The sequence below is a fragment of the Pantoea sp. AN62 genome, assembly GCF_050432985.1.
GTDB lineage: Bacteria > Pseudomonadota > Gammaproteobacteria > Enterobacterales > Enterobacteriaceae > Pantoea > Pantoea brenneri.
In genome coordinates this window covers 108,796-127,123 of record NZ_JBNPYB010000004.1, presented here as the reverse complement: position 1 = coordinate 127,123, position 18,328 = coordinate 108,796, and the positions used below count along the sequence as shown (strand labels likewise).

Annotated in this window: 17 protein-coding genes; 7 read left to right on the top strand and 10 right to left on the bottom strand. The window is 58.3% G+C overall.

The window, feature by feature from the left end; translation table 11 throughout:
* Nucleotides 1-2: 2 nt before the first annotated feature.
* Together FHW04_RS06435 and FHW04_RS06430 are read right to left on the bottom strand one after the other, a co-directional pair.
* On the bottom strand, nucleotides 3-926 hold the full coding sequence (locus tag FHW04_RS06435; RefSeq protein ID WP_089561295.1) for a TIM barrel protein: 924 nt from the start codon (nucleotides 924-926) through the stop codon (nucleotides 3-5).
* 150 nt (nucleotides 927-1,076) lie between these two features.
* A complete protein-coding gene (locus FHW04_RS06430) occupies nucleotides 1,077-2,102 on the bottom strand; it encodes a LacI family DNA-binding transcriptional regulator (protein WP_089561294.1) in 1,026 nt (341 codons plus the stop codon).
* Nucleotides 2,103-2,437: 335 nt separating this feature from the next.
* On the opposite strand from FHW04_RS06430, the gene FHW04_RS06425 reads away from it, so the two are divergent.
* The 4 genes from FHW04_RS06425 to FHW04_RS06410 all read left to right on the top strand — a co-directional run bounded on the left by FHW04_RS06425 (nucleotide 2,438) and on the right by FHW04_RS06410 (nucleotide 5,773).
* Complete coding sequence (locus FHW04_RS06425) at nucleotides 2,438-3,475, top strand: Gfo/Idh/MocA family protein (RefSeq protein WP_089561293.1); 1,038 nt, start codon at nucleotides 2,438-2,440, stop codon at nucleotides 3,473-3,475.
* A gap of 24 nt (nucleotides 3,476-3,499) precedes the next feature.
* Nucleotides 3,500-4,384 (top strand): sugar phosphate isomerase/epimerase family protein, encoded by an 885-nt coding sequence (locus FHW04_RS06420; RefSeq protein ID WP_031375479.1) that lies wholly within the window; start codon nucleotides 3,500-3,502, stop codon nucleotides 4,382-4,384.
* Nucleotides 4,385-4,604: 220 nt separating this feature from the next.
* On the top strand, nucleotides 4,605-5,468 hold the full coding sequence (yghU, locus tag FHW04_RS06415) for a glutathione-dependent disulfide-bond oxidoreductase (RefSeq protein WP_031375480.1): 864 nt from the start codon (nucleotides 4,605-4,607) through the stop codon (nucleotides 5,466-5,468).
* 11 nt (nucleotides 5,469-5,479) lie between these two features.
* A complete protein-coding gene (locus tag FHW04_RS06410) occupies nucleotides 5,480-5,773 on the top strand; it encodes a DUF1330 domain-containing protein (RefSeq protein ID WP_069728781.1) in 294 nt (97 codons plus the stop codon).
* Nucleotides 5,774-5,830: 57 nt separating this feature from the next.
* On the opposite strand, the gene FHW04_RS06405 is transcribed toward FHW04_RS06410, so the two are convergent.
* A complete protein-coding gene (locus FHW04_RS06405; RefSeq protein WP_031375482.1) occupies nucleotides 5,831-6,925 on the bottom strand; it encodes a YncE family protein in 1,095 nt (364 codons plus the stop codon).
* Between the two features lie 184 nt (nucleotides 6,926-7,109).
* Complete coding sequence (locus FHW04_RS06400; RefSeq protein ID WP_069728779.1) at nucleotides 7,110-8,048, bottom strand: LysR family transcriptional regulator; 939 nt, start codon at nucleotides 8,046-8,048, stop codon at nucleotides 7,110-7,112.
* A 64-nt stretch (nucleotides 8,049-8,112) separates the two neighbouring features.
* On the opposite strand from FHW04_RS06400, the gene FHW04_RS06395 reads away from it, so the two are divergent.
* Nucleotides 8,113-9,183 (top strand): tartrate dehydrogenase, encoded by a 1,071-nt coding sequence (locus FHW04_RS06395; protein ID WP_031377778.1) that lies wholly within the window; start codon nucleotides 8,113-8,115, stop codon nucleotides 9,181-9,183.
* 1 nt (nucleotide 9,184) lies between these two features.
* On the opposite strand, the gene FHW04_RS06390 is transcribed toward FHW04_RS06395, so the two are convergent.
* The 4 genes from FHW04_RS06390 to FHW04_RS06375 all read right to left on the bottom strand — a co-directional run bounded on the left by FHW04_RS06390 (nucleotide 9,185) and on the right by FHW04_RS06375 (nucleotide 13,705).
* The gene (locus FHW04_RS06390; RefSeq protein WP_089561328.1) at nucleotides 9,185-10,525 is read right to left on the bottom strand and encodes a glycoside hydrolase family 28 protein; all 1,341 of its coding nucleotides are present in this window, start codon (nucleotides 10,523-10,525) and stop codon (nucleotides 9,185-9,187) included.
* A 103-nt stretch (nucleotides 10,526-10,628) separates the two neighbouring features.
* The gene (locus FHW04_RS06385) at nucleotides 10,629-11,444 is read right to left on the bottom strand and encodes a carbohydrate ABC transporter permease (protein WP_031377780.1); all 816 of its coding nucleotides are present in this window, start codon (nucleotides 11,442-11,444) and stop codon (nucleotides 10,629-10,631) included.
* Complete coding sequence (locus tag FHW04_RS06380) at nucleotides 11,444-12,316, bottom strand: carbohydrate ABC transporter permease (protein WP_031377781.1); 873 nt, start codon at nucleotides 12,314-12,316, stop codon at nucleotides 11,444-11,446. Before FHW04_RS06380 ends, FHW04_RS06385 begins: the two co-directional genes overlap by 1 nt.
* Nucleotides 12,317-12,373: 57 nt before the next feature.
* Nucleotides 12,374-13,705 (bottom strand): extracellular solute-binding protein, encoded by a 1,332-nt coding sequence (locus FHW04_RS06375; RefSeq protein WP_046288566.1) that lies wholly within the window; start codon nucleotides 13,703-13,705, stop codon nucleotides 12,374-12,376.
* A 551-nt stretch (nucleotides 13,706-14,256) separates the two neighbouring features.
* Here FHW04_RS06375 and FHW04_RS06370 point away from each other — a divergent pair.
* Nucleotides 14,257-14,856 (top strand): GNAT family N-acetyltransferase, encoded by a 600-nt coding sequence (locus tag FHW04_RS06370; RefSeq protein WP_031377783.1) that lies wholly within the window; start codon nucleotides 14,257-14,259, stop codon nucleotides 14,854-14,856.
* A gap of 13 nt (nucleotides 14,857-14,869) precedes the next feature.
* On the top strand, nucleotides 14,870-15,961 hold the full coding sequence (locus FHW04_RS06365; protein ID WP_031377784.1) for an ABC transporter ATP-binding protein: 1,092 nt from the start codon (nucleotides 14,870-14,872) through the stop codon (nucleotides 15,959-15,961).
* Between the two features lie 56 nt (nucleotides 15,962-16,017).
* Here FHW04_RS06365 and FHW04_RS06360 read toward each other — a convergent pair whose 3' ends face one another.
* Together FHW04_RS06360 and FHW04_RS06355 are read right to left on the bottom strand one after the other, a co-directional pair.
* Entirely contained in the window at nucleotides 16,018-17,133 is a 1,116-nt protein-coding gene (locus tag FHW04_RS06360; RefSeq protein WP_089561291.1) for an ROK family transcriptional regulator, read from the bottom strand.
* A 45-nt stretch (nucleotides 17,134-17,178) separates the two neighbouring features.
* Nucleotides 17,179-18,087, bottom strand: coding sequence for a BadF/BadG/BcrA/BcrD ATPase family protein (locus FHW04_RS06355; RefSeq protein ID WP_089561290.1), 909 nt, complete (start codon nucleotides 18,085-18,087; stop codon nucleotides 17,179-17,181).
* Between the last annotated feature and the right edge of the window lie 241 nt (nucleotides 18,088-18,328).

Below are 18,328 nucleotides of genomic sequence, written 5' to 3'. Positions count from 1 at the left end.
CCTCAGAATCCGATTGAGCGCAGGTAGTGCAGGCTGGCGGTAACATCAGCCAGGCTGGTGTCGGCCTGGCGCGGGTCACGCTCCTGTTCGATGGTGATCCAGCCCTGATAGTCACGTTCTGCCAGCAGAGCACGCACCGCCGGATAGTCGATCGCGCCCTGCCCCAGCGGACACAGTACGCCTTCAGCGCAGGCGCTAAAGAAGTCGAGTCCACGCGTAATGGCGTCGCGCCACCGCTGATGATGAACGTCTTTGAAATGCAGATAGTCGATGCGCGCCCAGTAACGTTGCAGCGCGTCAATCGGGTCCATCCCGGCATAGTAGAGATGGCCGGTGTCGAGACATAAACCGGCCACCTGATGCGGAATATCGTTCACCAGCCGCGCCAGTTCATCGGCGAACTCAATACAGCCACCCGCATGCGGATGGATCACCGCTCGCACGCCATACTCCTGCCAGGCGATCTGACTCAGAATGGTGATGTGCTGCATCATGCGATGCCACGCCTCATCGTCGAGCCGCGGCGATTTTTCCGACTGACCGGCATATTTCGCCCGCTGCGGATTGCCAAAATCGATGATCACCAGATAAGGCGGCGGCGCGTTAACGCCTGCGGTTCTTGTTGCAGTCGGGACCTGCGCCAGGTTGCGGCACAGGTTGTGGGTCAGCGTCACCAGCGCCGGAAAATTCGCTTCACTGACTAAATCATCAAAAATGGTGCCCGCCACCAGCGACAGGCCATGATGATTAAGCTGCCGGGTCAGCTCATCGGGATCGGTTGGCAGGTAGCCCCAGGGACCCAGCTCGATACTTTGGTAGCCCGCCTGCGCGGCCTCCGTCAGTACTTTCTGGCAGGGCGGCAGCCATGGATTATTCGGATCGTCTACGCCCCAGCTGCAGGGCGCATTTGCAATGTGTAGGGTCATGATATCTGCCTGTGCGATGAGAACAGCTGGCAGTATCAAATAAAAATTTCATCACAGACAACAATGAAAGTTTCATTTTTTGATAGCGATCGCGTTTAATAACTTCATTTTATGATAGCTTTCTATCATAAATGCGTTAAAACCGCTGTTTTACAGGTTTTCGCGCGTCACCAGTTCGAACGGTACGGTCACCTGGGCAAAGTTACCACGTTGCTCGCTCCCGCCGTTCAGGCAGGTGGCGATCACCGCATCGGCCATCACATCAATCCGGTGCCGCAGCATCAGTGATATCGTGCCGTCAATCAGCGCCAGCTCATCGCCGGGCAGCGGACCGTGGCACAGCAAATCAATCTGACGGCGGCCGCTGTCTCGCAGGGCCTGCACCACACCTTCAATGCCACCGCAGGGCGCATAAATCATCACCAGATCATCATGCTGCTCCAGCAACTGGCGGGTGGCCTGATAGCCGCCTTCATTTGATTCATGGGTTTTTAACGGCTCAAGCACCCGCTGGCTGACGCCCGATTCACGCAGATAGGAACGGAAGCTGATCTCGCTGCTCTCCTGACAGGTAAAGCGATGGTCGCCAAGCAACACGCCGACGCAGCCCGGCTGACGCAGCAGATGTTGCGCCATCCAGGCGGCGGTTCGCCCCGCCTTCTGATTATCAATGCCAATAAAACCGGCGTGCTCGCAGGGCGAAAAATCTGACAACAGAGCGTAGACCCGCACGCCCAGCCGCGACACATCCTGGATAGCGTGACGGATTAAGGGATGATCCAGCGCCACCAGGCCAATCACATCGTTACGCTGCGCGAGCTGGCGCAGAGAGCTGGCGACCGCCTCCACTTCATGTATGTCGTGCCAGCGAAATTCAGTTTCGCTGCCTGCCGGCTGATGCCCGCGCGCCCGCTGTTGCAGCGCCTCACTCAGCTGCTGATAAAACGAATAACGGGCCGGCAGCAGGATAAAACCAAAACGCAGCTGAGCCGCAGCGGGTTGCGTCTCAGGCAGGCTGTACGCCGCAGGCAGCCGATAGCCGAGCTGTCGGGCCGCCGCCAGCACCTTCTGCTCGGTTACGCTGCGCACCGGTGCCCGGCGGTTCAGTACCCGATCGACCGTCGCCACCCCTACGCCTGCCGCGTCTGCAATTGCCGTCATGGTTACTTTTGACATCATCCTTCTCCCGCTGTCGGTCCTCATTTGCCGAAATGGGCAGTTCCCCTTCAGCGTTTTCTCTGCCGTTGCGCGGCAGCAGTTAATCCTGTCATGACCAGGCACATTTTCTCTCATTTTTTTGATAGAAAATACGTCATTACTTTGATCACCTTCGCAAAATGAAATTTTCATTTCTTTTTTGATTCTTTTTAAAACGGGCATTTGCTAAAACGGGTAAAAATCTGGCGTTAACTTCCCTGATGGAATCGCATCATCAAATGATTAGAGCGGTGGCAACAGGCTTTCTATAGTGGGGTTCTGACTGGACCCTGCACGCAAAAGAAGGAATGGGTATGTTTCCCTCAACGCTTCCCACCCCACGCTTACCCGATGCCCGAACCCTGCCGTCGCTGCGCTGGGGAATTATCGGTCCCGGCTGGATTGCCGACCATTTTGCGCATGCGCTACGCCACCATACCGACCAGCAACTGACAGCCGTGGCGGCGCGTAATCCGGCCAAAGCCCAGGCGTTTGCCGAAAAGTGGTCAATTGCGTATGCCGCCAGCAGCATGGATGCGCTGCTGGCGCGTGAGGATGTCGACGCGGTCTATATCGCCACGCCGCATAATCACCATTTTCCGGATGGCCTGCGCGCTATCGCGGCCGGAAAGCACCTGCTGATTGAGAAGCCGCTGGCGCTGAATGCGCAGCAGGCAACGCAGCTGAAGCAGGCGGCCGCAGCCCGCAACCTGCTGTGTATGGAAGCGATGTGGTGCAACTTCGCAGCGAAATATGACGTAATCCGACAGTTACTGGCGGATGGTGTGCTCGGCGAGGTTCACACCCTGATTGCCGATCACGGCGAATTTTTTACCGCGGATCACCGCATCTTTAACCACGATCTGGCAGGCGGGCCGATGCTCGATCTCGGCAGTTACCTGGTGGCACTCAGCGTGTTTATCGGCGGTGGCGCGCCCGACAGCATCATCGCCAGAGGCCAGCCGGTGCCCGGTGGCAGCGTAAACGGTCAGACGTCAATGCTGCTGACGCATCGCCACGGCATGCATTCGCTGCTGAATACCACACTGTTCAGCAACACGCCTGGCGGCGCGGTGATTGCCGGCAGTGATGCCAGCCTGGTGCTGGAGGGGCAGTTCTATGCGCCAGGCAATTTTCGCCTCACCTCCAGCGAGGGTCGCCACAGCCTGTACTGGGAAGAGCCCGCCAACCGCTATCTGCAGCTGTGTCATGAAATCAACCACTTCGCCTGGTGTATCGGGCAGAACCTGACTGATTCGCCGATCCACTCGCTCGACCAGGCGATTACTACCCTGGCCACCATCGACAGCGTCAGGCAGCAGATCGGCGTCACCTTTAATGAAGAACAGTAACGTTAATGTTTCCGGAGCAGACAGATGAAAATCGCTTTTGATGTGGATGTGATTAAAGACCTGGGCATCACCCGCATGGTCCATCAGGTGGCTGACTGGGGGTATAAATATATCGAACAGTCGCCGCATCCGCAGATCAACCCGTTTTATAAGCATCCCAAAGCCAGCCGCGAAATCATGACTGAATATAAAAACGCGCTGCGCGCCACCGGGCTGGAGATCTCCTCTTTTATTGTGGTCTATCGCTGGTCCGGTCCGGACGAGCTGCGCCGCCAGGCGGCAGTGAAAAACTGGAAACGGATGATTGAGATTGCGGTTGAGATGGGCGTGCAGGTGATCAACACCGAACTCTCCGGCACGCCTAATGAGCCGGAGATCTGTGAAGAGATGTTTTATCGTTCGATGGAGGAGCTGCTGCCGATTATCGAACGTGAAGGGATCCGGGTCGAGATTCAGGCGCACCCGTGGGATTTCTGCGAAGAGAACAACGAAACGGTGGATATCGTGAAGTCGTTCCGCAGCGATAACGTCAAGTACATCTACAGTGCGCCGCATACCTTCTTCTACGACAAAGGCAAAGGCGATGTAAAACCGATGCTGGAGTATGCCGGAGACGATCTGTCGCACATGCTGATCGCTGACACCATGAACCACACCAAACATTGCCGCTACATCGTTAACCCGCCCGGCGTTGATGCCACGATTCACCAGCACGTCGGCGTTGGCGAAGGCGAAGTCGATTTCGATACCCTGTTCCAGACGCTGCGCGACACTAACTTTGCCACACGCAGTTACAAAGTGGGTGGTGAGCCGATCATCGCCGCCTCGCTGTTTGGTTACCCGGAAAAGATGAAGGTTCAGGCAGTGCAGACCCGCGAACTGATCGAGCGCGAGTTACTCAGCAAATAACCTCACCCGGCCGCAGCCAGTCGCGCTTTGCCGCCTTTCTGCCCGCCTCGCCATCCGCGCGGCGGGCACGGTTTGCCCTTCATCTCTCGCGTCGCCCTCAGCCGATAACCCACACGGCAGGCAACGGGCCAGGCCGCGATCACCGCCAGCAGAGTTAAACCGGCTTTTATTCACCTGCTACACTCCAGACAAACATCACACCACAAGGCGAACCTTCACTATGTCGGAAAATGCATATCAGCCCGCAAAAGTCTGGAGCTGGGATCCCGAAGCAAAAGGCAACGGCGCTAAAACCAATCGCCCGTTCGCTGGCCCTACCCATGAAAAAGCGCTGCCGGTCGGCAAGCATCCTTTGCAGCTCTATTCGCTCGGCACGCCGAACGGCCAGAAAGTGACCATCCTGCTGGAAGAGCTGCTGGCGCTTAACGTGATTGATGCCGAATATGATGCCTGGCTGATCCGCATCGGCGAAGGCGATCAATTCTCCAGTGGTTTTGTTGAGGTTAACCCTAACTCCAAAATTCCGGCGCTGAGTGACCACTCCGCCACGCCGCCGATTCGGGTCTTTGAATCGGGCAATATCCTGCTCTATCTGGCAGAAAAATTTGGCTACTTCCTGCCAAAAGATCTGGCGCAACGTACCGAAACGCTGAACTGGCTGTTCTGGCTGCAAGGCTCTGCGCCTTATCTCGGCGGCGGTTTTGGCCATTTCTATCACTACGCGCCAGAGAAAATTGAATACGCCATCAACCGCTTTACCCTTGAAGCCAAACGTCAGCTCGACGTGCTGGATCGTCAGCTGGCCGATAATCGCTATCTCGCCGGTGAGGATTACACCATCGCCGACATCGCGACCTGGCCGTGGTACGGCAATCTGGTGCTGAATGACCAGTATGGCGGCGCCGAATTCCTCGATGTGCAGTCCTATAAAAATGTGGTGCGCTGGGCGAAAGAGATTGCTCAGCGTCCTGCCGTGATCCGTGGCCGCAAGGTTAACCGTGTAATGGGCGACCCGGCCGATCAGCTGCATGAGCGTCATGATGCATCTGACTTTGATACCCAGACCCAGGATAAAAAAGCTTAAGGAGACACCCTGTGAGTGCTTACGTTGTATTTATTCGTGATAACACCCTGAACGAAGATGAAATGGCGATCTACGCCGAGAAAGCGGGCCAGGCACGCGGCGATCACCCGATCAACCCGCTGGCCTTTTATGGCGAACTGGAAACGCTGGAAGGCCAGGAAGCGGAAGGTGTAGTTATTCTGGAATTCCCGAGCCGTGAAGCGGCACATGCGTGGTATGACAGCCCGGAATATCAGGCGGCCAAAGTGCATCGTCTGAAAGGGGCGAACTATCGCGCGATCCTGGTTCAGGGTATTGAAAAATAAAAAAGGGACGCTGCGGCGTCCCTGAATTTTCAGGCGGCAACCTGCCGCCTGCGTCCGTCATTCCAGCCCGATCCGCACCACGCTGTCCGGCCCCTGGCTGCTGTGATCCGGATTAAAGCCCTGCTTCACCGTCACATACAGGGTCTGACCATCGGGTGATACCAGCAGGCTGTTTGGATGACTGTCAAACGACCAGCTATTTTTCACCGCATAGGTGGTGCCATCCAGCTGCAGCACTTTCTTCGACTCACGCTGACTGATGTAGATCTCATTGCGCTTGCCGTTAAATTTAATCCCCAGTGAATCCCCGAGATCCAGACGCTTAATCACCTTGCCGCTGCGTTCATCAAACACCAGCGTATTTTTAGCTTTTGAATTATCGGTGACGAACAGCCGGCCAGTCGCCGGATCTTCGGCCATATTGAGGAACAGATACTCTTTGCCATCGCCCGCGGTCAGGCGCTGTTCAATTTTGTTATTGCGCGGATTGATCACCAGAATTTCGCCGCTGCCGTTGGCCGCATAAATCCGATCGCTGACCGGAGAATAGATGATGCCGGTGACCCATTTGCCGGCGTTTTTAATCCGGGTTTTCAGCGTCAGGGTTTTCGCATCCACCACCCAGATCAGACCGGGATCGCCGACGCCGCCGACATACAGCAGCCCGTCGTGCAGGAAAATTTCACGTGGCCCGAACGGCAGACCTTTTTCATTCTTCTCGCTGAACATCAGGCGCTTCAGCACCTTACCGCTTTCCGGATCGATAGCAGAGATGCCGCCATCCAGCGAATTAGTGGCGTAAAGTGCGCTGCCATCAGGCGCGCTGGCCAGCCCGAAGTTCTTCAGGTCGTAATGCCCTTCGCCGGTGGTCTTCAGCGTGGTGGCATCCAGCCGATAGATCATGCCGCCGCTGACATCTTTAAAACCCTGGGCGCTGGCCACATACAGCGCATTTTTTGCCGGCAGGTAAGCCATTTCATACAGACCTTCGCCCAGTTCACGCTGGGTCAGATGGCCCTGGCCGGTGGTTTCTACCGTAACCGGCGTGCTGGCATCTGCTTTTCGGGCTGGCAGCTGACATGCCGTCAGGCTGAAAGTGGTGACAATCGCCAGGGCGAGTGCCGCTTTGCGCGGGCTGAATAAGGTTTTCATTCTTAACTCCAGTAAGGGGCGAACGGCTTCCATCAGGCCGCAGCACGGCGGGAAGACACAGAATAAAAAGAATGAGAATCATACTCATTAGTAAAAAAGATGTAAACGCAGCGGTGGATTGAGGGCTGCTCAGCGCCGCGTGTCGCAGGCTATCTCCGGCCGTCGACGACAACCCCGTCAGGGTTCACGGCCCGACCTGCAAATGCTGTTGCAGAAACGTGACGAAGGCGCTGATGCGCGCAGGCAATTGCCGTTGCGCCTGCCAGACGGCAAAAATATCGCCATCCGGTGCCTGCCAGTCCGGCAGTACCGGCAGCAGATCGCCCGTGGCAATGCTGTGCTGCGCATCCCACCACGAACGCAGCAGAATGCCGTGTCCATCCATCGCCAGCCGCATCGCCACTTCACCATCATTGGTAATCAGACTGCCGCGCACCTTCTGGCTGACACTCTGCTCACCGCACATCAGCCGCCACAGGGTGAAATCGCTGTCGTGCTGGCGCAGCAGAATGCAGTTGTGCTGCGCCAGATCGCGCACCGTCTCCGGCAGGCCATGCCGCGCCGCGTAGGCCGGAGAGCAACAGAGAATGCGCGGATTGGTGCGTAACTTGCGCGCCACCAACCGGGAGTCAGGCGGTTCGCCGACGCGGATATCGATATCCATGCGCGCGTCCAGGAAGTTGAGCGGCTGACTGGTGAGCTGCAGTGACAGGGAAAGCTGCGGATGCAGCGCGGCAAATGCCGACACACAGGGCGCAATATGACGACGGCCAAAACCAAACGAGGCGTTAATGTTAAGCGTGCCGCGCAGCTGCGCAGTTTCGCCGCTCACCGCCTCTTCCAGTGCCGCCAGCTGGTCCAGCAGCGGACGCGCCCCCGCCAGATAGCGCCGCCCTTCCGGCGTCAGCTCCAGCCGACGGGTGGTGCGGCGCAGCAGCTGCACGCCGAGCCGCTGCTCCAGCTGGCTCAGTCGTTTGCTGACGGCCGCCAGCGACAGCCCGAGTTCACGGGCGGCGGCGGTCAGGCTGTCCAGCGCGGCAAGCCGTACGAAGAAAGCGAGGTCGTCGGTTGAGGTGCGGGATTCTCTACTTTGATTCAACACTGGATTGCGTTTCAGGCTCATTATTTCCCCGGAATCGACAGTTATACTGCGTACACAATTCGAACATCAACCGGAAAGGTGCCCTGTGACTGACAAAATCCATCGTATTGCGGTAATTCCTGGCGACGGTATCGGCAAAGAAGTGATGCCGGAAGGCGTGCGCGTGATGAATGCGGCGGCTGAAAAATTCAATATTCCGCTGCGCTGGGAGTGGTTTGATTACGCCAGCGCCGACTACTGGCAGCAGCATGGCAAGATGCTGCCTGACGACTGGTTTCCGCAGCTGAAAGCGTTTGATGCCATCTACTTTGGTGCGGTTGGCTGGCCGGACGTGGTACCCGACCACGTTTCCCTGTGGGGATCGCTGTTGCAGTTCCGCCGCGAGTTCGATCAATACGTCAATCTGCGTCCGGTGCGCCTGATGCCCGGTGTTAAAGCGCCGCTGGCCAACCGTCAGCCGGGTGATATCGACTTCTATGTGGTACGCGAAAATACCGAAGGCGAATACTCCAGCGTTGGCGGAACCATGTTCCCCGGCACCGATCGCGAGGTGGTGATCCAGGAAACGGTGATGACCCGCACCGGTGTCGATCGCATCCTGAAATTTGCTTACCAGCTGGCGCAGAGCCGCCCGAAAAAACACCTGACCTCCGCCACTAAATCGAACGGTATTGCGATCACCATGCCTTACTGGGATAGCCGGGTTGAGGCGATGGCTGGCCAGTTCCCCGAGGTGAAAGTCGACAAGTATCACATCGATATTCTCACGGCCAATTTTGTGCTGCACCCGGACTGGTTTGATGTGGTGGTCGCCAGTAACCTGTTTGGCGATATCCTGTCGGATCTCGGTCCGGCCTGTACCGGCACCATCGGCATCGCGCCCTCCGCCAATATCAACCCGGAAGGCCACTTCCCAAGCTTGTTTGAACCGGTGCACGGCTCAGCGCCAGATATTGCCGGTAAAGGCATCGCCAATCCGATTGGACAGATCTGGTGCGGCGCGATGATGCTGGAGCATCTGGGCTATAAAGCGGCGGGTGATGCGGTATTAGCGGCGATTGAGCGTACGCTGGCCGCAGGTGAGCACCTGACGCGCGACCTCGGCGGCAGCGCCAGCACCGAACAGCTCGGTAGTGCCATCGCCGCCGCGCTCTGAGTTATTCCGGCAGCTCTACCACGCTGTCGGGGTGCCAGCCTGACGGTAACGGCTCCGGCCGCACGATCGCCAGGTTATGCAGTTGCAGATTCTCCACGCCGCGCGCAAACAGTCCCGGCAATCCGCCGGGATAGCGCTCAACCCCGAACGCCTCTCCGGTTTTCGGATCGAGCTTATAGGCGTTATCCAGTCCCATGCCGGTCGGTGAGTCAGGGTTACACGGCGGCCGGACGTCATACTGCCCCTGCGCCACCGACGCCACCGACGCCACACTTTGCCGCAGCTGCACCTGACTGATTAACACATCGCGGATCGCGCCCGGCTGCGCCGCATGCAGGTTAATCGCCCCTTCCGCTACGCCCGTCACGTTAGTGAACTGCACCTGCTCCACGCGGCCCGGCACAATCGCCGGATCGCGACTGCGCACCGAGATAAACAGCGGATCGGCTTTGCCCCAATGGCACGGTGGTGCATGGTGGCAGGCAAAGGTCAGATTGCTGAACAGCAGCCGCCGCATCGCCCCGCCATCGCGTGACAGAATGCCAATTGCGCGGTTGGAATCGAAAATGGTGCAGCCGGTCACCGTCACATCTTCCACATCATCCCAGGTTTCGGTGCCGATTTTAAAGGCACAGCTGTAACTGCGCAGCAGACAGTTGGTGATCATAATCTGGCGGGCCGGACGTCGCAGCGCCGCAGGCTTGTGGGTGGTTTTAATGCAGATGGCATCATCGGCGGCGCTGAGGTAGCAGTTACTGACAAACACCGCCTCGCAGCTGTCGATATCCAGCGCATCGGTGTTCGGCATGGTCATGGCGTTATCGATGGTGAGATGGTCGATATGCACATGGCGGCAGCTCACCAGATGCACGGTCCACATCGGTGCCTGCACGATGGTGAAATCTTCCAGCCTGACCTGCTCGCAATCTTCAAAAACGATGATGCGCGGGCGGTCGGCGCGCGGCAGACGATAGCCCTGCTCATCACGTTCGGTGGCAAACCAGGCTTCGCCCTCGCCATCAATCCGGCCGGTGCCGCTCAGGGTGATATTGCGCTGGCCAAGGGCGTAAAGCAGCACGTTGTGTGACTTCTCGGCGCTGCTCAGCGCCTGTACCGGCTGGTAATCGGCCAGCTGCTGGCTGGCGATCAACACCGCACCCGCCTCCAGGTGCAGTTCAAAATCAGAGGGCAGATTCAGGCAGCCGCTGCGGTAGCGCCCGGCAGGCAGCGTCAGGCGGCCACCGCCGGCGGCGGCAATCTGATCCATCGCGCGTTGCAGCACCGCGGTATCCAGGGTTTCGCCGTCGGCGGCAGGATGAAAATCGGCAAGGGAAAGGTGCATCATGCGTCTCCCGCAAGAGTGAGGAGGAAGAATTGCAGCACGTTCCGGTGCCGCAAACCTTTGTCTGGTCGCCACTGCCCCGTTCCGTGCCGGCGATCACAGATTACTTCACGGCGCCTTCGGTCACGCCGCTGATAAACTTGCGCTGGAAAATCAGGAACACCGCCACCAGCGGCAGGATGACAATCATCGCACCCGCCATCAGCACCGGAATGTCGATAGTGTTTTTATTCTGAAAGAACATCATGCCGATCGGTAAGGTACGCAGTTCATCTTTATTGACCAGAATCAGCGGGATTAAAAACTCATTCCAGGTCCAGATAAACAGCAGCAGCCCGAGCGTCGAGAGCGTCGGCCAGATGGCCGGCACCAGGATGCCCCACAAAATTTTGACCCGCGAGGCACCATCCATCACCGCCGCTTCCACCAGCTCTTTGGGCACCTGCTGAAAGGCACTGGCGATCATCAGGGTTGTAAACGGCAGCGACAGGGCAATCTGCGGCAAAATCAGCGCCAGATAGGTATTGGTCAGCCCCATCCAGCGCAGCTCGTGGTAGAGCGGGATGATAAACGCCTCGCTCGGCAACACCATGCCGAGCGCCAGCATCGCCGCGATCGCTTTTTTACCGGGGATCTTCAGCCAGGCGAAGCCAAATCCGGCCAGAATCCCCAGCAGCACGCTGCACAGCACCACCGGGATGACCACCAGCACCGAGTTGAGGAAGTAGACGTTAAAATGTCCCTGCTGCCAGGCGGTGAGGTAGTTTTTAAAATTCAGCGAGGCGGGCAGCGTGAATACCCCCTGGAACAGCTCCATCTGGGTTTTGAACGAGGTCATCAGCGCCATCAGAAACGGCAGAATAGTCATCAGCGCCACGATCCAGATCAGCGTGCGTGAAATCACCGGCGTACTACGCATCAGTATCGCTCCTTTAAGGCCAGGTGAATCAGGTAGTTAATCCCTAACACAATCAGCATGCTGAACACCGCCACTGACGACGCATAGCCAAAGTAGTGCAGGTCAAAACCCTGCTTATACATAAAGATATTGGTCACCATGGTGGACGTGCCCGGCCCGCCCTGGGTCATCACATAGACCAGGTCAAAGGCTTTCAGGCTGGCAATCACCGTCAGCAGCAGCGCAATCCGCACCTCAGGCCGCAGGGCCGGCAGGGTAATGCGCATAAACTTCTGGCGACGCGACGATCCATCCAGGTCGGCCGCTTCCAGCAGCGAGGGATCCATTCGCTGCAGGCCCGCCATAAACAGCACCAGACAGAAGCCGAAGAAGTACCAGGTGGCGACTAAGCCGACAGCCGGCAGTGCCCAGGTAAAATCGCCCAGCCATGACATCGCCAGCTGCGGTAAGCCAATGGCACGCAGCAGTTGGTCGATCGGGCCAAACGCCGGGTTATATAACCAGCGCCACACCACGCCCAGCACCGCCATCGGCATGATATAGGGCAGAAAGAAGAGAATGCGCAGCACGCTGCGTTCGCTGTTGTTGCGCGTGTCATACAAAAAGCTGCACAGCAGCAGGCCAATGCTAATCGGCAGCAGGGTATAGAACAGCATCAGGATGGCGTTATTGCCCAGCGCGATCCAGAACACCGGATCGCTGAACATCCGCAGATAGTTGCTGACGCCGCTGAATACCGGCAGTGAGGTGCCGTCCCATTCGGTAAAGCTGATACCGAGCGAGGCCAGCAGCGGCAACAGCAGAAATACCGCATACACCAGCACCGCCGGCAGAACATAGAGAAAATTACGCCAACCGCTTAAATTCAACATAACCGTACTCGTGGCTCAGAACGACGCTCAGGCCCGGCGATGCGCCGGGCCACCGGCTTAATGTTTCAGGGTTTTCAGGTAACGCTGATAGTTGTTGTCGAAATTGGCGACCATCTGATCGGCAGTCTGACGGCCGGCCAGCAGCAACTGGACGTTCTGATTCAGTTCGGCATTCATGGTCGGCGTTGCCCAGTCTACGTAGTGGCCTAAACCGTCATAGTCATTGAGCGTCAGCCACACCTGCCAGGCTTCGGCCAGCAGCGGATTGTCCGTCGGCATTTTCGCCGCTTTGTTGGTGCTGGCCGGCAGGAAGCCGACCTTCAGCCAGCGGTCAGCCATCGCATCTGACACCATATAGTTGATGAACTTCGCCGCCGCATCCTGCTGCTCTTTGCTCTTCGCGGTGCTGGTCACCGAGAAGGCCAGATCGGTGCCGCCGACCATCAGCGGTTGTTTCACCCCCTCACCGGCAGGCATCGCGGCAAAATGGATATCTTTATTATCTTTAAACTGGCCGAGATACCAGGTACCGCTCACCAGGAACGCCGCCTGATTGTTCTGGAACAGCGTGGCGGCATCATCATGACCGATGCCCTGGAAGCCAGGGAAGAAGTAGCCTTTATCGGTCCAGCTCTTCATCATGCTGGCGGCCTTAACCAGTTTGTCATCTTTAAAGCTGCCGCCGACGTCGTAGATCAGATTATCCAGCGTCTTGCGGTCATGACTTTCTATCTGCGCCTGCCACAGCGTGCTGAGCAGTTGCTGGCCCATGTTGCCATCCAGCAGGCCGAGCATCATCGGTGCGGTGCCCTGCTGCTTCAGCTTCGCCATGGCGCTCTCCAGCTCGGCCAGCGTTTTGGGTACCGCAATGCCCGCTTTATCCAGCAGGGCCTTGTTGTAGTAAAGCCCGACCATCTCGCCGAGGCTGGCAACGCCGTACAGTTTGCCGCTGCCGAACTCACCGCTGTCTGACCAGCGGTTACGCTTGAGGACCGAGTCAGGGAAGCGCGTGGTCCAGCCATCAGCGCTGGCGTAGCTATCAAGCGGTAGCAGCAGCTTATCTTTTACCAGCGATCCCATATCGCCACCGCCCTGATTCACCTGGGCGATCTGCGGACCGTCGCCCGCGGTCAGTGCCAGCTTGAGCGGAATACGCGTATCTTCAAACGAGTGAACCGAGCGATTAATCACGATGCCCGGATTCTGCTGCGTAAACTCTTTGATACCCTCATCCACCGCCGCGGTCTGCTGTGGATAGTTATAGATATCCCACTCATTCAGGGTAACGGCAGCCTGCGCGGCGTGGGCAACGCTGCCCGCCAGCAAGCCTGCCGCCAAAAGCCGACCCAGACTGCGAACCCGGAACGAACCAACTGAGGAAACAGACATTATGATCACCTTCTCCAGACCAGGATCGGCATCCCTTCATCTCACCGCCTGCATCCCGCAGACTGAAGCCGCATAGAAAACGCGCTCACCCATACTTACTTTAATAAAAAAATAAAGTCAAACAGCCCGCCGGTGAAATTACAACGCTGTGAGCACGCGCAAATAAACAGCGACCTGGCGGTAAAAACAGCAGACTCCGCTGGACAGATGGCCGGTTGCCGCGGCAGCACAGCCTGAACCAGCGCTTCCGTAGCACGATCTGCCAGCGCGATTGTCGCAAAATAACTCTCTGATAAAACATATGAAAATCCTATCACGCTCACAGTTTGCCGTTTTTCCCGCGGGTCAGGAGAGAGACAAGCGCCGTGCGCCGGGCGTGTTGGCGATCACAGTTGTGAAGCGAGAAACCGGTAAAGATTGCTGAACCGCCGGCGTTAGTGCGATAAGGTAATTATTCTATCTTGAAAACTAAGTCCACTTTCATTAACGTAACTTTTCATCGGCGGACCGCGTCAGTGACGGTCCCCTTCATCCACTCACGAGAAATCACCATGGCGAATCAAGGTGTCATTCGTCCGGCGACCCCGGCGGACTATCCGGCGCTCTACCGCATCTGCCTGGAAACGGCGGATGCCGGCGGGGATGCGCGTGCGCTCTACTCTGATCCTGACTATCCCGGCCAGCGGTTTGCCGTGCCCTATGCGCGTTTCGCACCGGATTTTGCTTTTGTGCTGGAGATCGAGGGTGAAGTGCTGGGCTATGTGGTGGCCGCACCGGATACCCGCGCCTTTGAAGCGCAGTTAGCCGCGCAATGGTGGCCACAGTTACAGCAGAAATATCAGCAACGCAGCGCCGACGCGCCGCTTGACGACAAGATACTCGACGCCATTCGCCATCCTGACGCTGCGGCTGAGGCGCTGGTGAGCCGCTGGCCGGCTCATCTGCATATCAACCTGCTCCCGGCGGCGCAAAAAGGGGGCTGGGGCCGCAAAATGATTGAGCACCAACTGGCGGCGCTGCGGGCAGCGGGCGTCAGCGGCGTTCACCTTGGCGTCAGCCTGCAAAACGAGCAGGTCTGCGCCTTTTATCAGCGCATGGGATTCAGCCCAATCCTGCGCAGCAACGCCATTTACATGGGCCAGTTACTCTGAGTGAGGTAGTCCGATGACCAGCCTGCGCTTGCAGAATGTGAAGAAGTCTTACGAGCACGTTAACGTGATTCATGGCATCGATCTGACGATTAACAGCGGGGAATTCGTGGTATTTGTCGGGCCATCCGGCTGCGGCAAATCGACGCTGCTGCGGATGATCGCCGGGCTGGAGGAGATCAGCAGCGGACAGTTGCTGATTGAGGAGCAGGACATGACCCGGCAGCCCGCCACCGAGCGCGGCATTGCCATGGTGTTTCAGTCCTATGCGCTCTACCCCAACATGACGGTGCGCGGTAACCTCGCCTATCCGCTGGAGGTGATGAAGAAGTCGAAGGCGGAGATCGCCCAGGCGATCGAGCAGACGGCCGCCCGCCTGCATCTGACCGAACTGCTTGACCGGCTGCCGCGCGCGCTGTCCGGCGGGCAGCGCCAGCGCGTGGCGATTGGCCGGGCAATTATCCGTCATCCGCGCATCTTCCTGTTCGATGAACCGCTCTCTAACCTTGATGCCGAGCTGCGCCTGCAGATGCGGATTGAGATTGCCCGCCTGCACGCCTCGCTGGGTAATACCATGATCTATGTGACCCACGATCAGCTGGAAGCGATGACGCTGGCGGACCGGATTGTGGTGCTGCGGCAGGGCCGGATTGAGCAGGTTGGCGCGCCACTGACGCTGTATCACGATCCGGATAACCTGTTTGTTGCCGGTTTTATCGGCTCGCCGAAGATGAATTTTCTGCAGGCGGAGATCGCCGCGGTCGGTGAAGGTGAAGTGCAGCTGCGGCTGCCGGAGCTGAAGATTGATGGCCTGGTGCTGAAAATTGCCGCCCCGTGCCACGAGGGACAGACAGTGACGCTCGGCATCCGCCCGGAACACTTCCAGTCCGCCGCCCAGACGCCGGAGGCGCTGCGTTTTCAGGGTGAGCTGTCGTTTGGCGAAATGCTCGGCCACACTAACTATCTCTATCTCGATATTGGCCGGGAGCAGATGCTGGTGGTGGAAGAGCGTGAGGCGCATCAGCGTGAACTGGGGGCGCAGGTCGAACTGGGGATTTCCGCCGCGCACTGCCTGCTGTTTGATCAGCAGGGATTACGCCTGCGTTAAGGCGCGGAGGGTAAGGTCAGCGGGCGCTTCGGCGCCCGTTTTGCTGGCAGGAGAACTCAGGTGACCGGCTCTTCATCTGCCTGGGCAGCCAGCAGGTCGAGCAGACGGTTAACCGCAAAGCCCGCTGCACCGAGTGCCCACATCCGGTTTGATTCGGTCAGAAACTGCAACGGCGTCATGTGCGGCGTCAGTTTCAGCCGGTAAGCCTGGAAGCTCTGGGTAATGTGATCAAGCAGAATGCGTGACGCCATATGTGGCTCCATCGCCAGATAGACCACGTCCGGATCGTAGGCCACCGACAGGTTGGCCAGCGAGATACCCAGTTCACGGCCCGCCTCTTCCAGCGCCGCCAGCACCTCAGGCGTCGGACGTTGATCCAGCGCCTGTAAGGTCAGCGTTATCGGTTCGCCTTCCGCCACCCGCTGCAAAATAGCACGCGAAGAAGCGACATCTTCCAGCAGGCGCAGCGAGCCATCACCGACCAGCCCGTTGCCAATCTCACCCGCTTTGCCGTGGCGACCGCGATAGAGCTGGCGATTGAGGATAATCCCGGCGCCGATCCCTTTACCGTAGGTGGCAATCACCGCCGACTGCGCGGTACCAAGCTGGCCAAACACCAGCGCCGCCATCGCCATCGCGTTGGCATCATTTTCGATAAACACCGGCAGCGAGAAGCGTTCCTCCAGCTGGCGGGCAATCGGAACGTTATCCCAGTCGAGCACCTTCGAGCGGATGCAGTAGCCATTTTCGGCATCCACCAGCCCCGATAATGCCAGCCCGATAGCTCCGACCCGCTTCTCTTCCACGCCGCGCAGGAATTTCGCCAGCGCATCGCCAAGCTGGCGTGGCGTCATGGTGCCCGGCGGCATCTGCTGTTCACCCAGCAGGTTGCCACTGAGATCGGTCATGACGATCAGGTTGCGTTCAGCGTTGAGCTGGATGCCGATCACGCTGGCGCGATCGGGATTGAGTCCGAGCAGAGTTTTTGGCCGCCCCATCGACACGCGACGCAGTCCCAGCTCCTGCACAATTTCTTGTGCCAGCAGCCGATTGGTCGCTTGCGAAACCGTCGACATGCTCAGTCCGCTGCGTACTTTCAAATCGGACTGGCTAATCGGCGCGTTTTCAACAATCAACCGCAGAATACGCGCGGTCACGTTGGGAGCGGTCATAAATTCCTCAGGTTGACGCACTGACGCTGGGCAACAGGCTTCAGGTCAGTGACGGGATAAAGGGATCGGGCGGGGCTCCGGCACACCGCTAGTCTGCGTCCGGGCGAGCGTAAGTGCCCCGCTCAGCGCGTCACCCAGCGGCGTGACCAGCCGGGTCTGAATATCGGCTGCCAGCCAGCGGTAAATCGGCACGGCCAGTCCGCCCATCAGCGCCACGCGTCCACTGCTCAGCGCGGTCAGACGACGCACCATCATGCCAATATCAGCCGCGGTCTGTTGCAGCAGCGTCTGCGCATGGCCGTCACCGGCGTCGGCCGCAGCAAACACCTGCGGCACCACGCGCGCCCAGTCAGCAGGCGCGGCGGTGCGGGTCCACAGCAGCATGGTTTCCGGGCTGTGATCAAACTGCGCCATAAGCTGATGCGTCAGAGGGCTGTGTTCGACCATCGCTTCATGGGCCAGCAGCGCCAGACGCAGCGCCCGGCGGCCCAGCTCAGCGCCCGATCCCTGATCGGAAAGCGCAAAGCCCCAGCCGCCCAGCAGGGTAAAGCGCTCGCCATCCCAGGCCGCGCCCTGACTGCCGGTGCCGATGATAAATACCGCACCAGGCTGGCCCGCGTGCGCACCTGCGCAGGCGATTTCCACATCGCTGACCACCTGCAACGCGGCACAGGCCGGTTGCCAGTCAGACAGGCGCGCCTGCACCGACGCGACGTTGGCACCGGCTAATCCGGCCACCAGCGAGGTCTGCGCCAGCGCCTGTGGCGCTAAGCCGGCCTGTAAAAATACCTGATCGATCAGCTGCGTGACGCAGCTCAGCGCCGCCTCATACTGCGACCAGACGTTGGCGGGTCCGCCAGTGGCTTCCGCCAGCACCGTACCGTGAAGGTCGGTTAACCGCGCACGGCACTGGGTGCCGCCGCCATCAATGCCAAGGAGATAGTGTGAGTGCACGCGCTTCCTCCCGCCTCCACAGATTCAGAGTTGTCGCCATAATCAGCGAACGATAGGGGAAAAAAACTTAAATCGCAATAACAAATAAATATGGTAATTAAAGATAGCCTGTTTTTCTTTGTTTTACATAAAGATAACAAAAAACACCTTCGCAAAACATGCAGGCCGATATTGACATTAGTTTTTCCATCGTAATAAGTTGATGGTCAGATTATCAACAGCCACGCCTGGCTTTGGGCGG

Excerpts from the sequence above, each read along its gene's own strand:
- FHW04_RS06390 (WP_089561328.1), bottom strand. The coding sequence starts at position 10,525 with ATGCACCTTTCCCTTGCCGATTTTCATCCTGCCGCCGACGGCGAAACC.
- yghU (WP_031375480.1), top strand. The coding sequence starts at position 4,605 with ATGTCGGAAAATGCATATCAGCCCGCAAAAGTCTGGAGCTGGGATCCC.
- FHW04_RS06400 (WP_069728779.1), bottom strand. The coding sequence starts at position 8,048 with ATGAGCCTGAAACGCAATCCAGTGTTGAATCAAAGTAGAGAATCCCGC.
- FHW04_RS06425 (WP_089561293.1), top strand. The coding sequence starts at position 2,438 with ATGTTTCCCTCAACGCTTCCCACCCCACGCTTACCCGATGCCCGAACC.
- FHW04_RS06365 (WP_031377784.1), top strand. The coding sequence starts at position 14,870 with ATGACCAGCCTGCGCTTGCAGAATGTGAAGAAGTCTTACGAGCACGTT.
- FHW04_RS06405 (WP_031375482.1), bottom strand. The coding sequence starts at position 6,925 with ATGAAAACCTTATTCAGCCCGCGCAAAGCGGCACTCGCCCTGGCGATT.
- FHW04_RS06420 (WP_031375479.1), top strand. The coding sequence starts at position 3,500 with ATGAAAATCGCTTTTGATGTGGATGTGATTAAAGACCTGGGCATCACC.
- FHW04_RS06385 (WP_031377780.1), bottom strand. The coding sequence starts at position 11,444 with ATGCGTAGTACGCCGGTGATTTCACGCACGCTGATCTGGATCGTGGCG.
- FHW04_RS06375 (WP_046288566.1), bottom strand. The coding sequence starts at position 13,705 with ATGTCTGTTTCCTCAGTTGGTTCGTTCCGGGTTCGCAGTCTGGGTCGG.
- FHW04_RS06435 (WP_089561295.1), bottom strand. The coding sequence starts at position 926 with ATGACCCTACACATTGCAAATGCGCCCTGCAGCTGGGGCGTAGACGAT.
- FHW04_RS06370 (WP_031377783.1), top strand. The coding sequence starts at position 14,257 with ATGGCGAATCAAGGTGTCATTCGTCCGGCGACCCCGGCGGACTATCCG.
- FHW04_RS06360 (WP_089561291.1), bottom strand. The coding sequence starts at position 17,133 with ATGACCGCTCCCAACGTGACCGCGCGTATTCTGCGGTTGATTGTTGAA.
- FHW04_RS06380 (WP_031377781.1), bottom strand. The coding sequence starts at position 12,316 with ATGTTGAATTTAAGCGGTTGGCGTAATTTTCTCTATGTTCTGCCGGCG.
- FHW04_RS06430 (WP_089561294.1), bottom strand. The coding sequence starts at position 2,102 with ATGTCAAAAGTAACCATGACGGCAATTGCAGACGCGGCAGGCGTAGGG.